Source organism: Curtobacterium sp. 1544, assembly GCF_040544915.1.
Taxonomy (GTDB): domain Bacteria; phylum Actinomycetota; class Actinomycetes; order Actinomycetales; family Microbacteriaceae; genus Curtobacterium; species Curtobacterium pusillum_C.
Window position 1 is genome coordinate 159,951 of sequence record NZ_JBEPKX010000003.1, and the last position, 18,507, is coordinate 178,457.

The window sequence follows — 18,507 nt, forward strand, 5'->3', positions numbered from 1 at the left end:
CTGATGGCGAATTCAACCAAGACCGTCAAGGGCCTCCTCGGCAAGAAGCTCGGGATGACCCAGGTGTGGGACGAGAACAACAAGTTCATCCCCGTCACCGTGATCGAGGTCGGCCCGAACGTGGTCACCCAGATCCGCAACGTCGAGCGCGACGGCTACGAGGCGATCCAGATCGCCGCCGGCGCCATCGACCCGCGCAAGGTCAACAAGCCGGCCGCTGGTCACTTCGAGGCCGCCGGGGTCACCCCGCGCCGCACCCTCACGGAGATCCGCACCAACGACTCCGCCGAGTACACGCTCGGCCAGGAGCTCACCGTCGACACCTTCGAGGCCGGCCAGAAGGTCGACGTCGTCGGCACTTCCAAGGGCAAGGGCTTCGCCGGTGTCATGAAGCGCCACGGCTTCCACGGCGTCGGCGCCTCGCACGGTGCGCACCGCAACCACCGCAAGCCCGGCTCGATCGGTGCTTCGTCGACCCCGTCGCGTGTCTTCAAGGGCATGCGGATGGCTGGTCGCATGGGTGGCGAGCGCGTGACCGTCCTCAACCTCACGGTGCACGCCGTCGACGCCGAGAAGGGTCTGCTGCTCGTCAAGGGCGCGATCCCCGGTGCTCGCGGTCGCTCCGTCTTCGTCCGCACCGCCGTGAAGGGTAAGTGATCATGGCCACCACGACCGCAACCACGATCGACGTCCTCGACGCATCGGGTACCAAGTCCGGCACCGTCGAGCTCCCCGCCGAGCTCTTCGACGTCGAGACCAACGTCCCGCTGATCCACCAGGTCGTCACCGCGCAGCTCGCAGCCGCGCGTCAGGGCACCCACAAGACCAAGAACCGCGGCGAAGTCCGCGGTGCCGGTCGCAAGCCGTTCAAGCAGAAGGGCACCGGCCGCTCCCGTCAGGGTTCGGTCCGCGCTCCGGAGCACACCGGCGGTGGCGTCGTCCACGGACCGACCCCGCGCGACTACTCGCAGCGCACCCCGAAGAAGATGATCGCCGCTGCTCTGCTCGGCTCGCTCTCGGACCGCGCCCGCGGTGGCCGCATCTCCGCTGTGGAGGGCTTCGTCACGGCCGAGGTGCCGTCGACCAAGACCGCCCGCACGCTCCTCGAGAAGGTCGCGCCCGTCAAGCACGTGCTCATCGTGCTCGAGCAGGACGACGAGCTGACGCTCAAGTCGATCCGCAACCTGCCGAACGTCCACGCGCTCTCGTACGGCCAGCTCAACGCCTACGACGTGCTCAAGGCCGACGCGCTCGTCTTCAGCAAGAGCGCACTCGACGCCTTCATCGCGTCGAAGACCGCGAAGGAGATCTCCGCATGAGCGGCTTCAACAAGGACCCGCGCGACATCATCATCTCGCCGGTCGTCTCGGAGAAGAGCTACGGCCTGATCGACCAGGGCAAGTACACGTTCATCGTGGACCCCCGTTCGAACAAGACCGAGATCAAGCTCGCCATCGAGAAGATCTTCGACGTCAAGGTCGCGAGCATCAACACGCTGAACCGTCCGGGCAAGACCCGTCGCACGCGTTTCGGCATGGGCAAGCGCAAGGACACCAAGCGCGCCATCGTGACGCTCAAGTCCGGTTCGATCGACATCTTCACGGCTGTCGGCTGAGGACCAGAGGGATAAATCATGGCTATTCGTAACTACAAGCCGACGACCCCCGGTCGTCGCGGCTCGTCGGTCGCCGACTTCGCTGAGATCACCCGTTCGACGCCGGAGAAGTCGCTGCTTCGTCCGCTGCCGAAGACCGGTGGTCGCAACAACTCCGGCCGCATCACCACGCGTCACATCGGTGGTGGCCACAAGCGCCAGTACCGCGTGATCGACTTCCGTCGTCACGACAAGGACGGCGTGGACGCCAAGGTCGCACACATCGAGTACGACCCGAACCGCACCGCGCGCATCGCGCTCCTGCACTACGTGGACGGCACGAAGCGCTACATCATCGCGCCGAACAAGCTCAAGCAGGGCGACGTCATCGAGCAGGGCCCCGGTGCCGACATCAAGCCCGGCAACAACCTGCCGCTGCGCAACATCCCCGTGGGTACCGTCGTGCACGCGATCGAGCTCCGCCCCGGTGGCGGCGCGAAGATGGCCCGCTCGGCCGGCGCCTCGGTGCGTCTCGTCGCCAAGGACGGCCCCTACGCGCAGCTCCGTCTGCCGTCGGGCGAGGTCCGCAACGTCGACGCCCGCTGCCGCGCCACGATCGGCGAGGTCGGCAACGCCGAGCAGTCGAACATCAACTGGGGCAAGGCCGGCCGCATGCGCTGGAAGGGCGTCCGCCCGACCGTCCGTGGTGTCGCGATGAACCCGGTCGACCACCCGCACGGTGGTGGTGAGGGCAAGACGTCCGGTGGTCGTCACCCGGTCAGCCCCTGGGGCCAGGCCGAGGGTCGGACGCGCAAGCCGAACAAGCCGAGCGACAAGCTCATCGTCCGTCGCCGTAACGCCGGCAAGAAGCGCAAGTAGGAGTTCAGAAGATGCCACGCAGTCTGAAGAAGGGCCCCTTCGTCGACGAGCACCTGCTTCGCAAGGTCGTCACGCAGAACGAGGCCAACACCAAGAACGTGATCCGCACCTGGTCGCGTCGCTCGATGATCATCCCGAACATGCTCGGGCACACGATCGCCGTGCACGACGGCCGCAAGCACATCCCGGTGTTCGTCACCGAGTCGATGGTCGGTCACAAGCTCGGCGAGTTCGCGCCGACCCGCACCTTCCGTGGTCACGTGAAGGACGACAAGAAGGGCCGTCGCCGCTAACGCGGCGACGCAGAGGAGGAACGAAATGGTGGAGTCGATCGCACGCGTGCGACACATCCGCGTCACGCCTCAGAAGGCCCGTCGCGTCATCGAGCTGATCCGCGGCAAGCAGGCCCACGAGGCGCTCGCCATCCTGAAGTTCGCCCCGCAGGGCGCTTCGGAGCCCGTGTACAAGCTGGTCGCCTCGGCGATCGCGAACGCCCGGGTGAAGGCGGACTCGACGAACAGCTTCCTCGACGAGCGCGACCTCTACGTGAGCCGCGTCTTCGTCGACGAAGGTACGACCCTGAAGCGGTTCCAGCCGCGCGCCCAGGGCCGCGCCTTCCGCATCAACAAGCGCACCAGCCACATCACGGTCGTCCTCGCGACGCCGGATGAGGTCGAGGCTGCCGCGACGAGCAAGAAGGCGAGCAAGTAATGGGCCAGAAGGTCAACCCGTACGGCTTCCGTCTCGGGATCACGACGGACCACGTCTCGCACTGGTTCACCGACAGCACGAAGCCGGGTCAGCGCTACGCCGACTACGTGGCCGAGGACATCAAGGTGCGCGAGTACCTGAAGAAGACCCTCGACCGTGCCGGCGTCGCCCGCATCGAGCTCGAGCGCACCCGTGACCGTGTCCGCGTGGACATCCACACCGCGCGTCCGGGCATCGTCATCGGTCGCCGTGGCGCCGAGGCGGAGCGCGTCCGTGGCGAGCTCGAGAAGCTCACCAAGAAGCAGATCCAGCTCAACATCCTCGAGGTCAAGAACCCCGAGACCGAGGCCCAGCTCGTCGCGCAGGGCATCGCCGAGCAGCTCTCCGCTCGTGTCGCGTTCCGTCGCGCCATGCGCAAGGGCCTGCAGGGTGCACAGCGCGCCGGCGCCAAGGGTGTCCGCATCCAGGTGTCGGGTCGTCTCGGCGGCGCCGAGATGTCGCGCTCGGAGTTCTACCGCGAGGGCCGCGTGCCCCTGCACACGCTCCGCGCGAACATCGACTACGGCTTCTACGAGGCCCGGACCACGTTCGGCCGCATCGGCGTGAAGGTCTGGATCTACAAGGGCGACATCACGAACAAGGAGCTCGCTCGCGAGCAGGCGAACCAGCGTTCGTCGCGCCCCGAGCGTCGTGGCGGCCCCCGTGGCGAGCGCGGCGACCGCCGTGGCGGCGACCGCGGTGGACGTCAGCAGCAGGCTCCGCAGGACGCGCCGGCCGGCGCAGGAGTTGAGGCGTAACCATGCTTATTCCCCGTCGAGTCAAGCACCGCAAGCAGCACCACCCGAAGCGTTCGGGCCAGGCAACCGGTGGCACCAAGGTGTCGTTCGGTGACTTCGGTATCCAGGCCCTCACGCCCGCTTACGTGACCAACCGTCAGATCGAGTCCGCTCGTATCGCCATGACGCGTCACATCAAGCGTGGCGGCAAGGTGTGGATCAACATCTACCCGGACCGTCCGCTCACGAAGAAGCCGGCCGAGACCCGCATGGGTTCCGGTAAGGGTTCCCCCGAGTGGTGGGTCGCCAACGTCAAGCCGGGTCGTGTGCTCTTCGAGCTCTCCGGCGTCAGCGAGGACATCGCCCGCGAGGCGCTGACCCGTGCAATCCACAAGCTGCCCCTCAAGGCACGCATCATCAAGCGCGAGGAGGGCGACGCATAATGGCGATCGGTTCCAAGGAGCTCCGTCCGACGGAGCTCGACACGTTCGAGAACGAGCGTCTTGCTGACGAACTGAAGAAGGCCAAGGAGGAACTCTTCAACCTCCGCTTCCAGTCGGCCACCGGCCAGCTGGAGAGCCACGGTCGTCTCCGTGCCGTCAAGCGCGACATCGCTCGCATCTACACCGTCCTCCGCGAGCGCGAGCTCGGCATCCGTGCCACTCCCGCGCCCGTCGAGACCGCCACCAAGGCCAAGAAGACGACCAAGAAGGCTGAGAAGCCGGCTGAGTCGACCGAGGCCGAGACCGCCGAGGAGAAGTAATGGCGAACGAAGAGAAGACCTCCGCCGCCTCCGCTCGCGGCTACCGCAAGACGCGTCGTGGCTACGTCACGAGCGACAAGATGGACAAGACCATCGTGGTCGAGGTCGAGGATCGCGTGAAGCACGCGCTCTACGGCAAGATCATCCGTCGCACGTCCAAGGTGAAGGCCCACGACGAGCTCGGCACCGCTGGTGTCGGCGACCTCGTCGTGATCAGCGAGACCCGTCCCCTCAGCGCTTCCAAGCGCTGGCGCCTGGTCGAGATCCTCGAGAAGGCCAAGTAGGCCCCGGCCTGCTTCGGAATAGGAGACAGCAGTGATTCAGCAGGAATCCCGCCTCAAGGTCGCCGACAACACGGGTGCCAAGGAGATCTTGACCATCCGCGTGCTCGGTGGCTCGGGTCGTCGCTACGCCGGTCTCGGTGACGTCATCGTCGCCACGGTGAAGGACGCCATCCCCGGCGGCAACGTGAAGAAGGGTGACGTCGTCAAGGCGGTCATCGTTCGCACCAAGAAGGAGACCCGTCGTCAGGACGGCTCCTACATCAAGTTCGACGAGAACGCGGCAGTGATCCTCAAGGCTGACGGCGACCCGCGCGGCACGCGCATCTTCGGTCCGGTCGGTCGCGAGCTCCGTGACAAGAAGTTCATGAAGATCATCTCGCTCGCGCCGGAGGTGCTGTAAGCCATGGCGAACATCAAGAAGGGTGACCTCGTCCAGGTCATCACGGGTGCCAAGCAGGAGCGCGGCGGTGACCGTGGCAAGCAGGGCAAGGTCATCGAGGTCCTCAAGGACAAGAACCGCGTCGTCGTCGAGGGCGTGAACTTCGTCACGAAGCACGTCCGCGTCGGCCAGACGCAGCGCGGCTCGAAGACCGGCGGCATCGAGCAGCACGAGGCTCCGATCCACGTGTCGAACGTCGCCATCGTCGACCCGAAGACCAAGAAGCCGACGCGTGTCGGTTTCCGCAACGAAGAGGTGGAGAAGGACGGCGTCAAGAAGACCGTCCGCGTCCGCTACGCCAAGAAGTCGGGTGAGAAGCTCTGATGACCGACACGACTGCCGCGCCGGCGACCAAGGTCGAGCCGCGCCTCAAGCAGAAGTACAAGAACGAGATCAAGGCTGCCCTCACCGAGCAGTTCGGGTACGCGAACGTCAACCAGGTCCCCGGCCTGGTCAAGGTCGTCGTGAACACCGGTGTCGGTGAGGCCGCTCGCGACTCGAAGATCATCGAGGGGGCCATCAAGGACCTCACGGCGATCACGGGTCAGAAGCCCCAGGTCACGAAGGCCCGCAAGTCCATCGCGCAGTTCAAGCTGCGTGAGGGCCAGGCCATCGGCGCGCACGTCACCCTCCGTGGTGACCGCGCGTGGGAGTTCATCGACCGTCTCGTGACCCTCGCACTGCCCCGCATCCGCGACTTCCGCGGCCTCAGCGACAAGCAGTTCGACGGCAACGGCAACTACACGTTCGGTCTCACGGAGCAGTCCGTGTTCCACGAGATCGATCAGGACCGCATCGACCGCGTGCGTGGCTTCGACATCACCGTCGTGACCACCGCGAAGTCGGACGACGAGGGCCGCGCGCTGCTCCGCCAGCTCGGGTTCCCGTTCCGTTCTGCCGAGCAGACGGTCTAAGATACTTCGGGCGGTGCGGGCCGGAGGATTCACGTCCTCCGGCCCGCACGCACGAACACACCGATCCAGGGGAATCGCCCCAGGATCACCCGATCGCTCAGGTCGGCATTCGTGGAACGGGTGTCGAAACCAGGCGAAGAATGGACGACCATCATGACGATGACCGATCCGGTCGCAGACATGCTGACCAGATTGCGGAACGCGAACTCGGCGCACCACGACGCCGTCTCGCTTCCCAGCTCCAAGCTGAAGAAGAACATCGCTGAGATCCTCAAGCGCGAGGGTTACATCAGCGAGTGGAAGATCGAGGACGCCCGTGTCGGCGAGACCCTCACGATCGACCTGAAGTACGGCCCCGAGCGCGAGCGCTCGATCGCCGGCATCAAGCGCGTCTCGAAGCCCGGTCTCCGGGTGTACGCGAAGTCGACGGAGATCCCCCAGGTCCTCGGTGGCCTCGGCGTGGCGATCCTCTCGACCTCGTCGGGACTGCTCACCGACCGCGAAGCCGAGCAGAAGGGCGTGGGTGGGGAAGTCCTCGCCTACGTGTGGTGATCGACAATGTCTCGAATCGGACGTCTTCCCATTGACATCCCCGCTGGCGTGACCGTCTCCATCGACGGTCAGAACGTCGCGGTCAAGGGCCCGAAGGGCGAGCTCGCGCTCGTCGTCGCGGAGCCCATCCAGGCCAAGGTCGAGGAGAACCAGGTCCTCGTCACCCGTCCGGACGACGAGCGCAGCTCGCGTGCGCTGCACGGCCTGACCCGTACCCTCATCGCGAACAACATCGTCGGGGTCACCCAGGGCTACTCCAAGGGCCTCGAGGTCGTCGGCACCGGTTACCGCGTGCAGGCGAAGGGCAACAACGTCGAGTTCGCGCTCGGGTACTCCCACCCGATCACGGTCGAGCCGCCCGCGGGCATCAGCTTCGCCGTCGAGGGCAACAACAAGCTGACCGTCAACGGCATCGACAAGCAGTCCGTCGGCGAGGTCGCTGCAAACATCCGCAAGCTGCGCAAGCCCGAGCCCTACAAGGGCAAGGGTGTTCGCTACGCCGGCGAGATCGTGCGCCGCAAGGCCGGAAAGTCAGGTAAGTGATCATGGGTCTCCTCAAGACACGAGGCAAGAGCAAGTCGGCCGCCAAGGCGCGCCGTCACAACCGTCTCCGCAAGAAGATCACCGGCACCGAGGCCCGTCCGCGTCTCGCTGTCACCCGTTCGGCGCGTCACGTGTTCGTCCAGGTCATCGACGACGCGAAGGGCCACACGCTGGCCAGCGCGTCGACGATGGAGGCCGACCTCCGCACGTTCGACGGCGACAAGACGGCCAAGGCCCGTCGCGTCGGCGAACTCCTCGCCGAGCGCGCGAAGGCCGCTGGCGTCGAGGCCGTGGTCTTCGACCGCGGTGGTAGCAAGTACGCCGGTCGCGTCGCCGCGATCGCCGATGGTGCCCGTGAAGGAGGGCTGAACCTGTGAGCGACATCGCGAACACGAACGAAGACGCCAACGTCGAGTCGACCGAGGCCGTAGAGCCCACCGCGACCGCCGAGGCGACCGAGGCCGACACGAGCGCCAAGGCCCCCGCGGCCAAGGAGCCCGAGGTTCCGGTCGTCGAGCGTCCCGTCGAGACCGCAGCGGGTTCGGCATCGAACAACCGCGACTCCGCCGACAACCGTGGCCGCCGTGGTGGCGGACGCGACCGTCAGCAGGGTGGCGGCCGTGGCAACGACCGCAACGGGCGGGGTGGCGACAGCCAGTTCCTCGAGCGCGTCGTGACCATCAACCGCGTCTCCAAGGTCGTCAAGGGTGGTCGTCGCTTCAGCTTCACCGCGCTCGTCGTCGTCGGTGACGGCAACGGTCTCGTGGGCGTCGGCTACGGCAAGGCCCGCGAGGTCCCGACCGCCATCTCGAAGGGTGTCGAGGAAGCGAAGAAGAACTTCTTCCGCGTCCCGCGCGTCGGCAACACCATCCCGCACCCGGTGCAGGGTGAGGCCGCTGCCGGTGTCGTGCTCCTCCGTCCGGCCGCTGCCGGTACCGGTGTCATCGCCGGTGGTCCGGTCCGCGCCGTCCTCGAGTGCGCCGGCATCCACGACGTCCTGAGCAAGTCGCTCGGCTCGTCGAACACGATCAACATCGTGCACGCGACCGTCACGGCGCTGCAGCAGCTCGAGGAGCCCCGTGCGGTCGCAAGCCGCCGCGGTCTCCCCGTCGACCGGGTCGTCCCGGACCGTCTGCTCCAGGCCGAGGCCGCTGCTCTGCGTGCCGCGTCCGAGAAGGCAGGTGCGTGATGGCGATGCTGAAGATCACGCAGACGAAGTCCGTTATCAGCGAGAAGCAGTACCAGCGCGACACGCTCCGCAGCCTGGGTCTCAAGCGCATCGGCCGTACGGTCCTGCGTGAGGACAACGCCCAGAACCGCGGGTACGTCGCAACGGTCGCGCACCTCGTGAAGGTCGAGGAGGTCGACGCATGAGCGACGAGAAGAACGAGCGCGTGCAGGTCCTGAAGCTGCACCACCTCCGTCCCGCCGAGGGTGCCAAGAAGGCTCGCACCCGCGTCGGTCGCGGTGAGGGCTCCAAGGGCAAGACCGCCGGCCGTGGTACCAAGGGTCAGAAGGCTCGTTACCAGGTCAAGGTCGGCTTCGAGGGTGGGCAGATGCCGCTGCACATGCGCACCCCGAAGCTCCGCGGGTTCAAGAACCCGTTCCGTGTCGAGTACCAGGTCGTGAACCTGGACAAGATCGCGGAGCTCTACCCCAACGGTGGCGACGTCACCGTGGCGGACCTGGTCGCCAAGGGCGCCGTCCGCAAGAACGAGAAGGTCAAGGTTCTCGGTCAGGGTGACATCAGCGTGAAGCTCACGGTCTCGGTCGACAAGGTCTCGGCGTCCGCCGCCGAGAAGATCGCGGCTGCTGGCGGCACCGTCTCCCAGTAACCCCGCCGGCGGCCCGTGCGTTTGCGCACGGGCCGCCGTTACGGTTTCCTTGACAGTGGTCGGCATCCGCCGACCAGGTCGGTCCTGCCGACCACACCGGTGACGGCCCCTCGAAGGGCCGCCGGTCCCAGAAGTTCGGAGTCCTCGTGTTCAGAGCGGTCGCGCGCATCATGCGCACCCCCGATCTTCGCAAGAAGATCGGCTTCACCCTCGCGATCATCGCGCTGTTCCGCCTGGGGTCGTACATCCCCGCGCCGTTCGTCGACTACGCCTCCGTGCAGACCTGTCTCGCCAGCGCCTCGTCGCAGCAGGGTCTCTACGACCTGATCAACCTGTTCTCCGGCGGCGCGCTGCTGAAGCTCTCGGTCTTCGCGCTCGGGATCATGCCGTACATCACGTCGTCGATCATCGTGCAGCTGCTGCGCGTGGTCATCCCGCACTTCGACGCCCTCTACAAGGAGGGGCAGTCCGGTCAGGCCAAGCTGACGCAGTACACGCGCTACCTCACCATCGCGCTGGGCGTGCTGCAGTCCACCACTCTGATCACGGTCGCCCGCTCGGGTGCCCTCTTCGGCACGAACGCCTCGTCCTCCTGCTCGACGATCATCTCGAACGACAGCTGGTACGCGATCATGCTCATGGTCGTCACGCTGACCGCCGGTACCGGCCTCATCATGTGGATGGGCGAGCTCGTCACCGAGCGCGGCATCGGCAACGGCATGTCGCTCCTCATCTTCACATCCATCGCGGCGCAGTTCCCGTCGGCGCTCTGGGCCATCGAGCAGTCGAACGGCTTCGAGGTCTTCCTGTTCGTCATCCTCGTCGGGTTGGTCATCATGATGGCCGTCGTGTTCGTCGAGCAGTCCCAGCGGCGCATCCCCGTCCAGTACGCCAAGCGCATGGTCGGTCGCCGCACGTACGGCGGCAACAACACGTACATCCCGATCAAGGTCAACATGGCCGGCGTCGTGCCCGTCATCTTCGCCTCGTCGCTGCTCTACCTGCCGGCCCTGGTCGCGCAGTTCAACCAGCCGTCGGACGGCAAGGAGCCGGCCGCGTGGGTGACGTGGATCCAGAACAACCTGACCTCGGGTGACAACTGGTTCTACATGGCGCTGTACTTCCTGCTCATCGTCGGGTTCACGTACTTCTACGTCGCGATCACCTTCAACCCCGAAGAGGTCGCCGACAACATGAAGAAGTACGGCGGCTTCATCCCGGGCATCCGGGCTGGTCGACCCACCGCTGAGTACCTCGACTACGTTCTCACCCGGGTGACGTTGCCCGGCTCCCTGTACCTCGGTCTCATCGCACTGATCCCGCTGGGCGCACTGGCGTTCTTCGGTGCGAACCAGAACTTCCCGTTCGGCGGCGCGAGCATCCTCATCATCGTGGGTGTCGGCCTCGAGACCGTGAAGCAGATCGACTCGCAGCTGCAGCAGCGTCACTACGAAGGGCTTCTCCGTTGAGCGCACGTCTCATCATCGTCGGACCTCCCGGAGCCGGGAAGGGCACCCAGGCCGGTCGCATCGCCGACGCCTTCGGGATCCCCGCGGTCTCGACGGGTGACATCTTCCGCAAGAACGTGGCAGAGGGCACGCCGCTCGGTGTGCAGGCCAAGGCGATCATGGACGCCGGCGACTACGTCCCGGACTCCCTGACGAACGAGCTCGTGAAGTCCCGCCTCAACGAGGCCGACGCCGAGGGCGGGTTCCTGCTCGACGGCTACCCCCGCACGGTCGGGCAGGTCGAGTACCTCGACGCGCTGCTCGCCGAGCAGGGCACGGGCATCGACGCGGTCATCCAGCTCGTCGCCGACCAGGACGAGCTCGTGGGCCGTCTCCTGAAGCGCGCCGAGGAGCAGGGCCGCAGCGACGACAACGAGGAGACGATCCGTCGTCGCCAGCAGGTCTACACGGAGCAGACCGCTCCGATCGTGGCCGCCTACGGTGAGCGTGGCCTCGTGGTCGACGTCGACGGCCTCGGTGGCATCGACGAGGTCGGTGACCGGATCCAGGCGGCGCTGTCGTCGCGTGGGCTGACCGCGGGCGTCTGACCCCGCGTGGTCCGCTTCCGCAAGCCCTCGATCTACAAGACCCCCGAGGAACTCCGCGCCATGGTGCGGCCCGGGCAACTGACCGAGGCCGCCCTGACGGCGGTCCGAGAGGCGGTCCGTCCGGGCACGACGACCGGCGAGCTCGACGCGATCGCCGAGGCCGTCATCCTTGACGGCGGCGGCATCCCGAACTTCCAGCTCGTGCCGGGGTACCGCCACACGCTGTGCGTCTCCGTGAACGACGAGATCGTGCACGGCATCCCCGGTGACCGGGTGCTCCAGCCCGGCGACATCGTGTCGGTCGACGCTGGCGCCGAGGTCGACGGGTGGAACGGCGACAGCGCGTTCACCGTGGTCGTGCCCGGCGGCGACGCCGGCGTCACGGCAGCACGGCAGACGCTCTGCGACACCACCGAGCGTGCGCTCTGGCACGGGATCGCCGCGTTGGCGCACGCCAGGAACCTGCACGAGGTCGGCGCCGTCATCGAGGACGCCATCGACGAGACCGGCGCGTGGGGCATCGTGGAGGACTACACCGGGCACGGCATCGGCCGGTCCATGCACGAGGACCCGCCGGTCTTCAACTACCGCGTCCGCGGCGCGGGTCCGGCGATCCGCCCGGGACTCGTGGTCGCGATCGAGCCCATGGTCACCGCCGGCTCGATCGACAGCTCGACGGACGACGACGACTGGACCGTCCGGACCCTTGACGGGTCGGACGCCGCGCACTGGGAGCACAGCATCGCGGTCCACGCGGACGGCATCTGGGTCCTGACCGCCGCCGACGGCGGCGCTGCGGGCCTGGCCCCGCTGGGTGTGACGCCGGTCCCGATCCCGTAGGTCGCGCCTCCAGGCAGGTGCGTGGTCCGCATCTGTCGGCCTGGAGGCACGGCGCTGCCCCGCCACGCGGCTCCCGTCCGGCTGGTCCCAGCCCGGATGCGTCCGCCCGAGACTCGGTCTGAGCGACGGTTCTCGCGCCGTGCGGCGCGAGAACCGTCGCTGCGCCCGATTCTCGCCTCGCGGAGCCCGCGTCTCGGCTCAGTTGTTGCCGACCGAGCAGGTCTCCTCGGACGCGCTCTGCCCGGTGATCGACGAGGGCAACGGCGTCGACGAGGCGGTCGCCGTGCTCGTGGCCGCCCCCGTGCTCGTGCCCGACGACGACCCGCTCGATCCGGTGGAACCAGCTGAGGTGCCCGTCGAGGGGGCCGTGGTCGCCGTGCCGCTCGCGGTACCGGACTCCTCGGACGCCCGCCCCGTGCTGGAGTCGCTCAGCGATGTCTTCTGGTCGTTCTGCAGCGCGACATTGAGGGTGTGCGCCGCGTCCTGGTCGACGATCACGCGCGCGCTGTCCGCCGGGTCGTCCGCGACGGGGTACTGCACGAAGAGCATGTTCGCGGTGCTCATGCCGCGCAGTGCGCCGGCGAGCCCGACGAGCGTGCGTGCCTGTGCGAGACCGTCAGACAGGGTCATGTTCGAGAGCGCGGCGCCCGCGAGCTTGTAGAGCGTGATCGGGTTCGAGAGGGTGCCGTCGGCGGTCACCTTCCGCAGGAGCGCCGACAGGAACACCTGCTGCGAGCTGATCCGGGCGAGGTCGCTGCCGTCGCCGACGCCGTGCCGGGTGCGGAGGAAGGCGAGTGCGTCCGACCCCTCGAGGTTGTGGGAGCCCGCGGTGAGGTGCAGGCCCGTGTAGGTGTCGTTGATCGGCTCGGCCACGCAGACGTCGACGCCGCCGAGCGCGTTCGACATCTCGATGACGCCGTCGAAGGTGATGAGGCCGGCGTACGGGATGCTCAGCCCGGTGAGGTTCTCGACGGTGTCGACCACGCACGAGACACCGCCGTTGCCGAGGGCCGTGTTGAACTGCGCCGACGTGGCCGCCGGGTACGCGGTCCCCGTCTCGGGGTTGGTGCACGCCGGGATCGGCACCATGAGGTCGCGCGGGAAGCTGATCGCCGTGAGCTGCTGGTGGTCCTGCGAGATGTGGATCAGCATCGTGACGTCGTTGCGGGCGCCCTCGACGTCCTCGTCCGAGTCGAACTGGCCCACCCGGGTGTCGCTGCCGATGAGCAGGATGTTCGCGCCGCCCTTGATGGCGGTGATGTCGGCGGTCTGGGCGGTGCTCTGGTCGTCCGTGCTGAGCTTGACGGTCTTCGGCGCACTGGCGAGCTGCGCCCCGGCGATGGCGGCCACGCTCGTGCCGCTCACCAGGACGACCGCGAGGGCGGACGCGACGATCGAGGCGAGCGTCGTCCACCCGCGACGGCGGGGGAGCCGGCCGTGGCGGGCGAGCGGGCGTCGAGTGGCGTCGGGCACGTGGTCTCCGTTCGGTGGTCCGGCGCGGTCGTGCGGCGCGGACGAGGCTGCGGGTCACGCTAGGGTCCGGTGACATGCGGTGGCCCGGAAGCCGCCGACAAACCACTGTGGAACGCTCAGGCACGTCTGTGAAGCCCCAGACGTGGGGACTTCGCGGCCTCCACTTGGCAATCCTGGGTTTACCACATAAGATCGATCTTTGGTGTGCCATGCCTTCTTGGCGTGGCGCCCGACCCGCAGACCGGCTCGGGGATCACACCGGTTCTCCAACCAAGCGACAGTGAGGCTATGGCCAAGAAAGACGGCGTCATCGAGATCGAAGGCTCGGTGCTCGAAGCTCTGCCCAACGCGATGTTCCGCGTTGAGCTGACCAACGGACACAAGGTCCTCGCGCACATCTCCGGGAAGATGCGCCAGCACTACATCCGCATCCTCCCCGAGGACCGCGTGATCGTGGAGCTGAGCCCGTACGACCTGACCCGCGGCCGGATCGTCTACCGCTACAAGTGATCCGCGAGCTGGAAAGGAACGGCTCGGCAACCCTGCCGGGCACGAAGCCAGCGAGCACGAGGAAACAACAATGAAGGTCAACCCCAGCGTCAAGCCCATCTGCGAGCACTGCCGTGTCATTCGCCGCAAGGGCCGCGTCATGGTGATCTGCAAGAGCAACCCGCGTCACAAGCAGCGCCAGGGCTAGTCCCGGCTGCCTGATGCGGATCGCCCTCGGGCGGCCTGCGCAGGAACCACAACTCAACATCGAACGCAGTACCAAGAACCGCGCGAGCGGGGACACCTCGGGTCGGAGGCCCGATCACCGGTACTGCTCCACACCTCCATCGACAACAGGAGCAGCCATCACATGGCACGTCTAGCAGGCGTCGACATCCCGCGCGAGAAGCGCGTGGAGATCGCACTCACGTACATCTACGGCGTCGGCCGTACCCGCGCGGTCCAGGCACTCGCCGAGACCGGTATCTCCGGTGACATCCGCGTCAAGGACCTGACCGACGACCAGCTCGTCGCCCTCCGTGACTTCATCGAGGGCAACTTCAAGGTGGAGGGTGACCTCCGCCGCGAGGTCGCAGCCGACATCCGCCGCAAGGTCGAGATCGGTAGCTACGAGGGTCTTCGCCACCGTCGTGGTCTCCCGGTGCGCGGTCAGCGCACCAAGACCAACGCGCGTACCCGCAAGGGACCGAAGCGCACCGTGGCAGGCAAGAAGAAGGCTCGATAGGAGACCCCGATGGCTACCCCCAAGACTGCCGCGCGCAAGCCGCGCCGCAAGGAGAAGAAGAACGTCGCCGTGGGCCAGGCCCACATCAAGAGCACGTTCAACAACACGATCGTGAGCATCACCGACCCGTCGGGTGCCGTCCTCAGCTGGGCGTCCTCGGGTGCCGTGGGCTTCAAGGGTTCGCGCAAGTCGACGCCGTTCGCGGCGCAGCTCGCCGCCGAGTCCGCTGCGCGTCAGGCGCAGGAGCACGGCGTCAAGAAGGTCGACGTGTTCGTGAAGGGCCCGGGTTCGGGCCGCGAGACCGCGATCCGCTCCCTCCAGGCCGCTGGCCTCGAGGTCGGCTCGATCAACGACGTCACGCCGCAGGCGCACAACGGGTGCCGCCCGCCCAAGCGCCGTCGCGTCTGACGCGAGGAGCAACCGGCCGCGCCCTGCTCGTCCCCTGATCGGATCCACTCCGACGGGGCCGGGCGGGGCCCGCGGCCATTCCTGGTCGTTCGATCGCGCACCTCGGTGCGCGTGATCACAACTCAACAGACCCGTCGGGGCCCGGTCGGCCCCGTCGTACCGCCGAGTGTCATATAGCGGACACTCCGCCGAAAGGAATCCCACAGTGCTCATTGCACAGCGCCCCACCCTGACCGAGGAATCGATCTCCGAGTTCCGCTCGCGCTTCGTCATCGAGCCGCTCGAGCCGGGCTTCGGTTACACCCTCGGCAACTCGCTGCGCCGCACGCTCCTCTCCTCGATCCCCGGCGCGGCTGTCACCAGCATCCGCATCGACGGCGTCCTCCACGAGTTCAGCACCGTTCCCGGTGTCAAGGAAGACGTCACCGAGATCATCCTCAACATCAAGAGCCTGGTCGTCTCCAGCGAGCACGACGAGCCCATCACGGCGTACCTGCGCAAGCAGGGTGCCGGTCAGGTCACCGCCGCGGACATCTCCGCGCCGGCCGGCGTCGAGATCCACAACCCGGACCTCGTCATCGCGACCCTGAACGACACCGCGCGCTTCGAGCTCGAGCTGACGATCGAGCGTGGCCGTGGCTACGTCTCGGCGACGCAGAACCGTTCGGAGTTCAGCGAGGCCGGTCAGATCCCGATCGACTCGATCTACTCGCCCGTCCTCAAGGTCACCTACCGCGTCGAGGCGACGCGTGCCGGTGAGCGCACGGACTTCGACCGCCTGGTGGTCGACGTCGAGTCGAAGCCGGCCATCACGCCGCGCGACGCCATCGCGTCGGCTGGTCGGACGCTCGTCGAGCTGTTCGGGCTCGCCCGCGAGCTCAACACCGCGGCCGAGGGCATCGAGATCGGCCCCGCGCCGGTCGACGCCGTGCTCTCGAACGAGCTGCAGACCCCGATCGAGGACCTCGACCTGTCGGTCCGCAGCTACAACTGCCTCAAGCGGGAGGGCATCAACACGGTGTCCGAGCTCGTCGCCCTGTCGGAGACGCAGCTCATGAACATCCGCAACTTCGGTCAGAAGTCGGTGGACGAGGTCAAGGACAAGCTCACCGAGCTCGGCCTGTCCCTCAAGGACACCGTCCCCGGATTCGACGGCGCCCACTTCTACAGCGGGTACGACGAGGACGAGTCCAACAACTGACCTCGCGCTGACGCGCACGCGCGCCGCTGACGCAGCGCGCAACACCATCACCACTGGAGAACTGACATGCCGAAGCCCACCAAGGGCCCCCGCCTCGGTGGCGGCCCCGCCCACGAGCGCCTGCTCCTGAGCAACCTCGCCAACGCCCTCTTCACGCACGGTCGCATCACGACCACCGAGACGAAGGCCAAGCGCCTCCGTCCCGTCGCCGAGCGTCTCATCACGTTCGCGAAGCGTGGCGACCTTCACGCGCGTCGTCGCGTGATCAGCATCCTGCGCGACAAGTCCGTCGTGCACACGCTGTTCACCGAGATCGCTCCGCAGGTCGAGGAGCGTCCGGGCGGCTACACCCGCATCACGAAGCTCGGTTTCCGCAAGGGCGACAACGCTCCCCTCGCGTCGATCGAGCTCGTCCTCGAGCCGCTCTCGAGCACGCCGGCCCCCGTCACGCGCAAGTCGGCTCCGGCCGCCGCCGCGCCGGTCGAAGAGCCCGCAGCCGACGAGACGAGCACCGAGGAGGCCCCGGTCGAGGAGACCGAGACCACCGAGGAGTCCGCTCCCGTCGCCGAGGAGGCCGACACCGAGGCTGCCGCCGAGGTCGAGGAAGACGCCGCGACGAAGTCTGACGACGCCGAGAAGTCGGACGACGCCAAGTAACCTCAGCACCACCACGAGGAAGCCCCCGCAACATGCGTTGCGGGGGCTTCCTCGCGTTCTGGGGGCGACCAGGAGGCGGCCTGGAGGCGCGGTGCGGGCCCGCCACGTGCCTCCAGGCCGACAGCGGCGCAGGTCGCAGAACGCGGATCAGCCCGGTCTCCCAGCCGCGGGCCCGTATCGTGACCGGCCGACACGACGAGAGGAAGCGATGCCGTTCGAGCACGTGGCGGGGGTGGGCACCCGCCTCTGGCGGTGGAGCCGGACCTCCGGGACGCAGCCACGCCTGCTGCACGCCGCGAAGGCGGCAGCAGCCGCGGTGATCGCGTGGTTCCTCGCCCGGCACGTCCCCGGAGTCGCGGCGGAGTACCCGTACTACGCCCCGCTCGGCGCCGTCGTGGCGATGCAGACGACGGTGTTCGCGGGCATCCGGAGCGGGGTCCAGACGCTGATCGGGATCGCGCTCGGCATCGTTATCGCCGGGTTCACGATGTGGGTCGGTGACCCCGGGTTCCTCGCCGTCGCGCTGGCCGTGGGCATCGGGGTGCTCGTGGGTGGGTTCCGGGTGCTCGGGGAGGGCAGCTCGTGGGTGTCCACCGCGGCGCTGTTCGTCCTGCTCGTCGGCGGAGCACACGCCGAGGGCTACTCGCTCGGGTACCTCGTGCAGATGGCCGTCGGCGTCGTGGTCGGCCTCCTCGTGAACTTCCTCGTCTTCCCGCCCCTGCACTTCTGGGACGCCGAGCACCGCATCGACGCGGTCAACGAGGTCCTCGCCGACCACCTCGAGGGGCTCGCGAACGTCCTCGAGGAAGGAGCGCGCGACGAGAAGGCGTGGGACCACCAGCAGGACCGGCTCGACCGTGCGATCGCCGACGTGCGGTCGCGGGTGTCGATCGCGCACGAGAGTCGTCGGCTGAACCCCCGCGGGGCGCTCCGTGGTTCGCGCGCCCGGCTCGAGCAGGACGGTGCGCGCTTCCGTGCACTGGAGCGCGTGGCCTGGTACACGACGGACCTCACCGAACTGGTCGCTCGTTCCGGCCCGGTGTCCGAGGGGCTCGGTCGGCCCGATCCGGCGTTCGCGGAGCCGCTGGCGAAGGCGATGCGACAGCTCTCGTGCGTCATCCGCGGGGAGTGCCCGGAAGAGGAGGGCGACGACGCCATCGCGGAGGTCGAGCGGGCGCTCGACGCCTCGCGGGAGAACCCGTCCCACGTCGCCGTCACGTCGGCAGCCCTCGTGGCGCTCCGCGGCATCGTGGAGTCGGAGCGGCGTGCGACCGCGGACCTGGACACCCGGACGGGTCCGTCGGCGTTCGGGAAGCCGCGCGGCTGACCCTCGACTTCATAACACCGC

30 protein-coding genes are annotated in these 18,507 nt (G+C 67.7%); 29 read left to right on the forward strand and 1 reads right to left on the reverse strand.

Annotated features, from left to right (window positions below):
- The first annotated feature begins 3 nt into the window (after window positions 1-3).
- The 22 genes from rplC (at window position 4) to map (ending at window position 12,186) form a co-directional block, all read left to right on the forward strand.
- A complete protein-coding gene (rplC, locus tag ABIC61_RS03420) occupies window positions 4-657 on the forward strand; it encodes a 50S ribosomal protein L3 (protein WP_079237379.1) in 654 nt (217 codons plus the stop codon).
- A 2-nt stretch (window positions 658-659) separates the two neighbouring features.
- Window positions 660-1,319, forward strand: coding sequence for a 50S ribosomal protein L4 (gene rplD / locus ABIC61_RS03425; protein WP_079237378.1), 660 nt, complete (start codon window positions 660-662; stop codon window positions 1,317-1,319).
- Window positions 1,316-1,615: a 50S ribosomal protein L23 gene (rplW, locus tag ABIC61_RS03430; protein WP_022903283.1), complete on the forward strand. Its 300-nt coding sequence runs from the start codon at window positions 1,316-1,318 to the stop codon at window positions 1,613-1,615. The genes rplD and rplW overlap by 4 nt, the downstream gene beginning before the upstream one ends.
- 18 nt (window positions 1,616-1,633) lie before the next feature.
- Window positions 1,634-2,473 (forward strand): 50S ribosomal protein L2, encoded by an 840-nt coding sequence (gene rplB, locus ABIC61_RS03435; protein ID WP_144753331.1) that lies wholly within the window; start codon window positions 1,634-1,636, stop codon window positions 2,471-2,473.
- An 11-nt stretch (window positions 2,474-2,484) separates the two neighbouring features.
- The gene (gene rpsS, locus ABIC61_RS03440; RefSeq protein ID WP_022906343.1) at window positions 2,485-2,766 is read left to right on the forward strand and encodes a 30S ribosomal protein S19; all 282 of its coding nucleotides are present in this window, start codon (window positions 2,485-2,487) and stop codon (window positions 2,764-2,766) included.
- A 25-nt stretch (window positions 2,767-2,791) separates the two neighbouring features.
- On the forward strand, window positions 2,792-3,184 hold the full coding sequence (gene rplV / locus ABIC61_RS03445; protein ID WP_022906344.1) for a 50S ribosomal protein L22: 393 nt from the start codon (window positions 2,792-2,794) through the stop codon (window positions 3,182-3,184).
- Window positions 3,184-3,981 (forward strand): 30S ribosomal protein S3, encoded by a 798-nt coding sequence (gene rpsC, locus ABIC61_RS03450; RefSeq protein ID WP_022906345.1) that lies wholly within the window; start codon window positions 3,184-3,186, stop codon window positions 3,979-3,981. Before rplV ends, rpsC begins: the two co-directional genes overlap by 1 nt.
- Window positions 3,982-3,983: 2 nt before the next feature.
- Window positions 3,984-4,403 carry a 50S ribosomal protein L16 gene (rplP, locus tag ABIC61_RS03455; RefSeq protein WP_066657030.1) on the forward strand — a complete coding sequence of 140 codons (420 nt, stop codon included), beginning with the start codon at window positions 3,984-3,986 and terminating at the stop codon, window positions 4,401-4,403.
- Window positions 4,403-4,723, forward strand: coding sequence for a 50S ribosomal protein L29 (rpmC, locus tag ABIC61_RS03460; RefSeq protein WP_071292542.1), 321 nt, complete (start codon window positions 4,403-4,405; stop codon window positions 4,721-4,723). Before rplP ends, rpmC begins: the two co-directional genes overlap by 1 nt.
- Window positions 4,723-5,007 (forward strand): 30S ribosomal protein S17, encoded by a 285-nt coding sequence (rpsQ, locus tag ABIC61_RS03465; RefSeq protein ID WP_022906348.1) that lies wholly within the window; start codon window positions 4,723-4,725, stop codon window positions 5,005-5,007. Before rpmC ends, rpsQ begins: the two co-directional genes overlap by 1 nt.
- A 31-nt stretch (window positions 5,008-5,038) precedes the next feature.
- On the forward strand, window positions 5,039-5,407 hold the full coding sequence (gene rplN, locus ABIC61_RS03470) for a 50S ribosomal protein L14 (RefSeq protein WP_017885523.1): 369 nt from the start codon (window positions 5,039-5,041) through the stop codon (window positions 5,405-5,407).
- A gap of 3 nt (window positions 5,408-5,410) precedes the next feature.
- On the forward strand, window positions 5,411-5,770 hold the full coding sequence (gene rplX, locus ABIC61_RS03475) for a 50S ribosomal protein L24 (protein ID WP_022906349.1): 360 nt from the start codon (window positions 5,411-5,413) through the stop codon (window positions 5,768-5,770).
- Window positions 5,770-6,360 carry a 50S ribosomal protein L5 gene (rplE, locus tag ABIC61_RS03480; protein ID WP_022906350.1) on the forward strand — a complete coding sequence of 197 codons (591 nt, stop codon included), beginning with the start codon at window positions 5,770-5,772 and terminating at the stop codon, window positions 6,358-6,360. Before rplX ends, rplE begins: the two co-directional genes overlap by 1 nt.
- A gap of 153 nt (window positions 6,361-6,513) precedes the next feature.
- On the forward strand, window positions 6,514-6,912 hold the full coding sequence (gene rpsH, locus ABIC61_RS03485) for a 30S ribosomal protein S8 (RefSeq protein WP_022906351.1): 399 nt from the start codon (window positions 6,514-6,516) through the stop codon (window positions 6,910-6,912).
- Window positions 6,913-6,918: 6 nt separating this feature from the next.
- Window positions 6,919-7,455, forward strand: a complete 537-nt coding sequence (gene rplF, locus ABIC61_RS03490) for a 50S ribosomal protein L6 (RefSeq protein WP_031261772.1) — start codon at window positions 6,919-6,921, stop codon at window positions 7,453-7,455.
- A 2-nt stretch (window positions 7,456-7,457) separates the two neighbouring features.
- Window positions 7,458-7,832, forward strand: a complete 375-nt coding sequence (gene rplR / locus ABIC61_RS03495) for a 50S ribosomal protein L18 (protein ID WP_031261773.1) — start codon at window positions 7,458-7,460, stop codon at window positions 7,830-7,832.
- Window positions 7,829-8,644, forward strand: a complete 816-nt coding sequence (gene rpsE / locus ABIC61_RS03500; RefSeq protein WP_354028832.1) for a 30S ribosomal protein S5 — start codon at window positions 7,829-7,831, stop codon at window positions 8,642-8,644. Before rplR ends, rpsE begins: the two co-directional genes overlap by 4 nt.
- The gene (gene rpmD, locus ABIC61_RS03505; protein ID WP_022906355.1) at window positions 8,644-8,829 is read left to right on the forward strand and encodes a 50S ribosomal protein L30; all 186 of its coding nucleotides are present in this window, start codon (window positions 8,644-8,646) and stop codon (window positions 8,827-8,829) included. The genes rpsE and rpmD overlap by 1 nt, the downstream gene beginning before the upstream one ends.
- Window positions 8,826-9,290, forward strand: coding sequence for a 50S ribosomal protein L15 (gene rplO, locus ABIC61_RS03510; RefSeq protein WP_022906356.1), 465 nt, complete (start codon window positions 8,826-8,828; stop codon window positions 9,288-9,290). Before rpmD ends, rplO begins: the two co-directional genes overlap by 4 nt.
- Before the next feature lie 146 nt (window positions 9,291-9,436).
- The gene (gene secY / locus ABIC61_RS03515; protein WP_144753328.1) at window positions 9,437-10,759 is read left to right on the forward strand and encodes a preprotein translocase subunit SecY; all 1,323 of its coding nucleotides are present in this window, start codon (window positions 9,437-9,439) and stop codon (window positions 10,757-10,759) included.
- Complete coding sequence (locus tag ABIC61_RS03520) at window positions 10,756-11,346, forward strand: adenylate kinase (RefSeq protein ID WP_354028833.1); 591 nt, start codon at window positions 10,756-10,758, stop codon at window positions 11,344-11,346. The genes secY and ABIC61_RS03520 overlap by 4 nt, the downstream gene beginning before the upstream one ends.
- A 60-nt stretch (window positions 11,347-11,406) precedes the next feature.
- Window positions 11,407-12,186: a type I methionyl aminopeptidase gene (gene map / locus ABIC61_RS03525; protein WP_502908779.1), complete on the forward strand. Its 780-nt coding sequence runs from the start codon at window positions 11,407-11,409 to the stop codon at window positions 12,184-12,186.
- Window positions 12,187-12,384: 198 nt separating this feature from the next.
- Here the strand turns inward: map and ABIC61_RS03530 are convergent, their stop codons facing one another.
- Window positions 12,385-13,659, reverse strand: coding sequence for an LCP family protein (locus ABIC61_RS03530; protein WP_354028835.1), 1,275 nt, complete (start codon window positions 13,657-13,659; stop codon window positions 12,385-12,387).
- Window positions 13,660-13,947: 288 nt separating this feature from the next.
- On the opposite strand from ABIC61_RS03530, the gene infA reads away from it, so the two are divergent.
- The 7 genes from infA to ABIC61_RS03565 all read left to right on the forward strand — a co-directional run bounded on the left by infA (window position 13,948) and on the right by ABIC61_RS03565 (window position 18,486).
- Complete coding sequence (infA, locus tag ABIC61_RS03535; RefSeq protein WP_017885509.1) at window positions 13,948-14,169, forward strand: translation initiation factor IF-1; 222 nt, start codon at window positions 13,948-13,950, stop codon at window positions 14,167-14,169.
- Window positions 14,170-14,239: 70 nt separating this feature from the next.
- A complete protein-coding gene (gene rpmJ, locus ABIC61_RS03540) occupies window positions 14,240-14,356 on the forward strand; it encodes a 50S ribosomal protein L36 (RefSeq protein ID WP_022903266.1) in 117 nt (38 codons plus the stop codon).
- A gap of 162 nt (window positions 14,357-14,518) precedes the next feature.
- A complete protein-coding gene (gene rpsM / locus ABIC61_RS03545; protein ID WP_058728274.1) occupies window positions 14,519-14,893 on the forward strand; it encodes a 30S ribosomal protein S13 in 375 nt (124 codons plus the stop codon).
- Window positions 14,894-14,902: 9 nt separating this feature from the next.
- Complete coding sequence (gene rpsK / locus ABIC61_RS03550; RefSeq protein ID WP_017885507.1) at window positions 14,903-15,301, forward strand: 30S ribosomal protein S11; 399 nt, start codon at window positions 14,903-14,905, stop codon at window positions 15,299-15,301.
- Between the two features lie 205 nt (window positions 15,302-15,506).
- Entirely contained in the window at window positions 15,507-16,502 is a 996-nt protein-coding gene (locus ABIC61_RS03555) for a DNA-directed RNA polymerase subunit alpha (protein WP_079237370.1), read from the forward strand.
- 66 nt (window positions 16,503-16,568) lie between these two features.
- On the forward strand, window positions 16,569-17,159 hold the full coding sequence (rplQ, locus tag ABIC61_RS03560; protein ID WP_144753320.1) for a 50S ribosomal protein L17: 591 nt from the start codon (window positions 16,569-16,571) through the stop codon (window positions 17,157-17,159).
- A gap of 208 nt (window positions 17,160-17,367) precedes the next feature.
- Complete coding sequence (locus tag ABIC61_RS03565; RefSeq protein ID WP_354028836.1) at window positions 17,368-18,486, forward strand: FUSC family protein; 1,119 nt, start codon at window positions 17,368-17,370, stop codon at window positions 18,484-18,486.
- The last annotated feature ends 21 nt before the right edge of the window (window positions 18,487-18,507 follow it).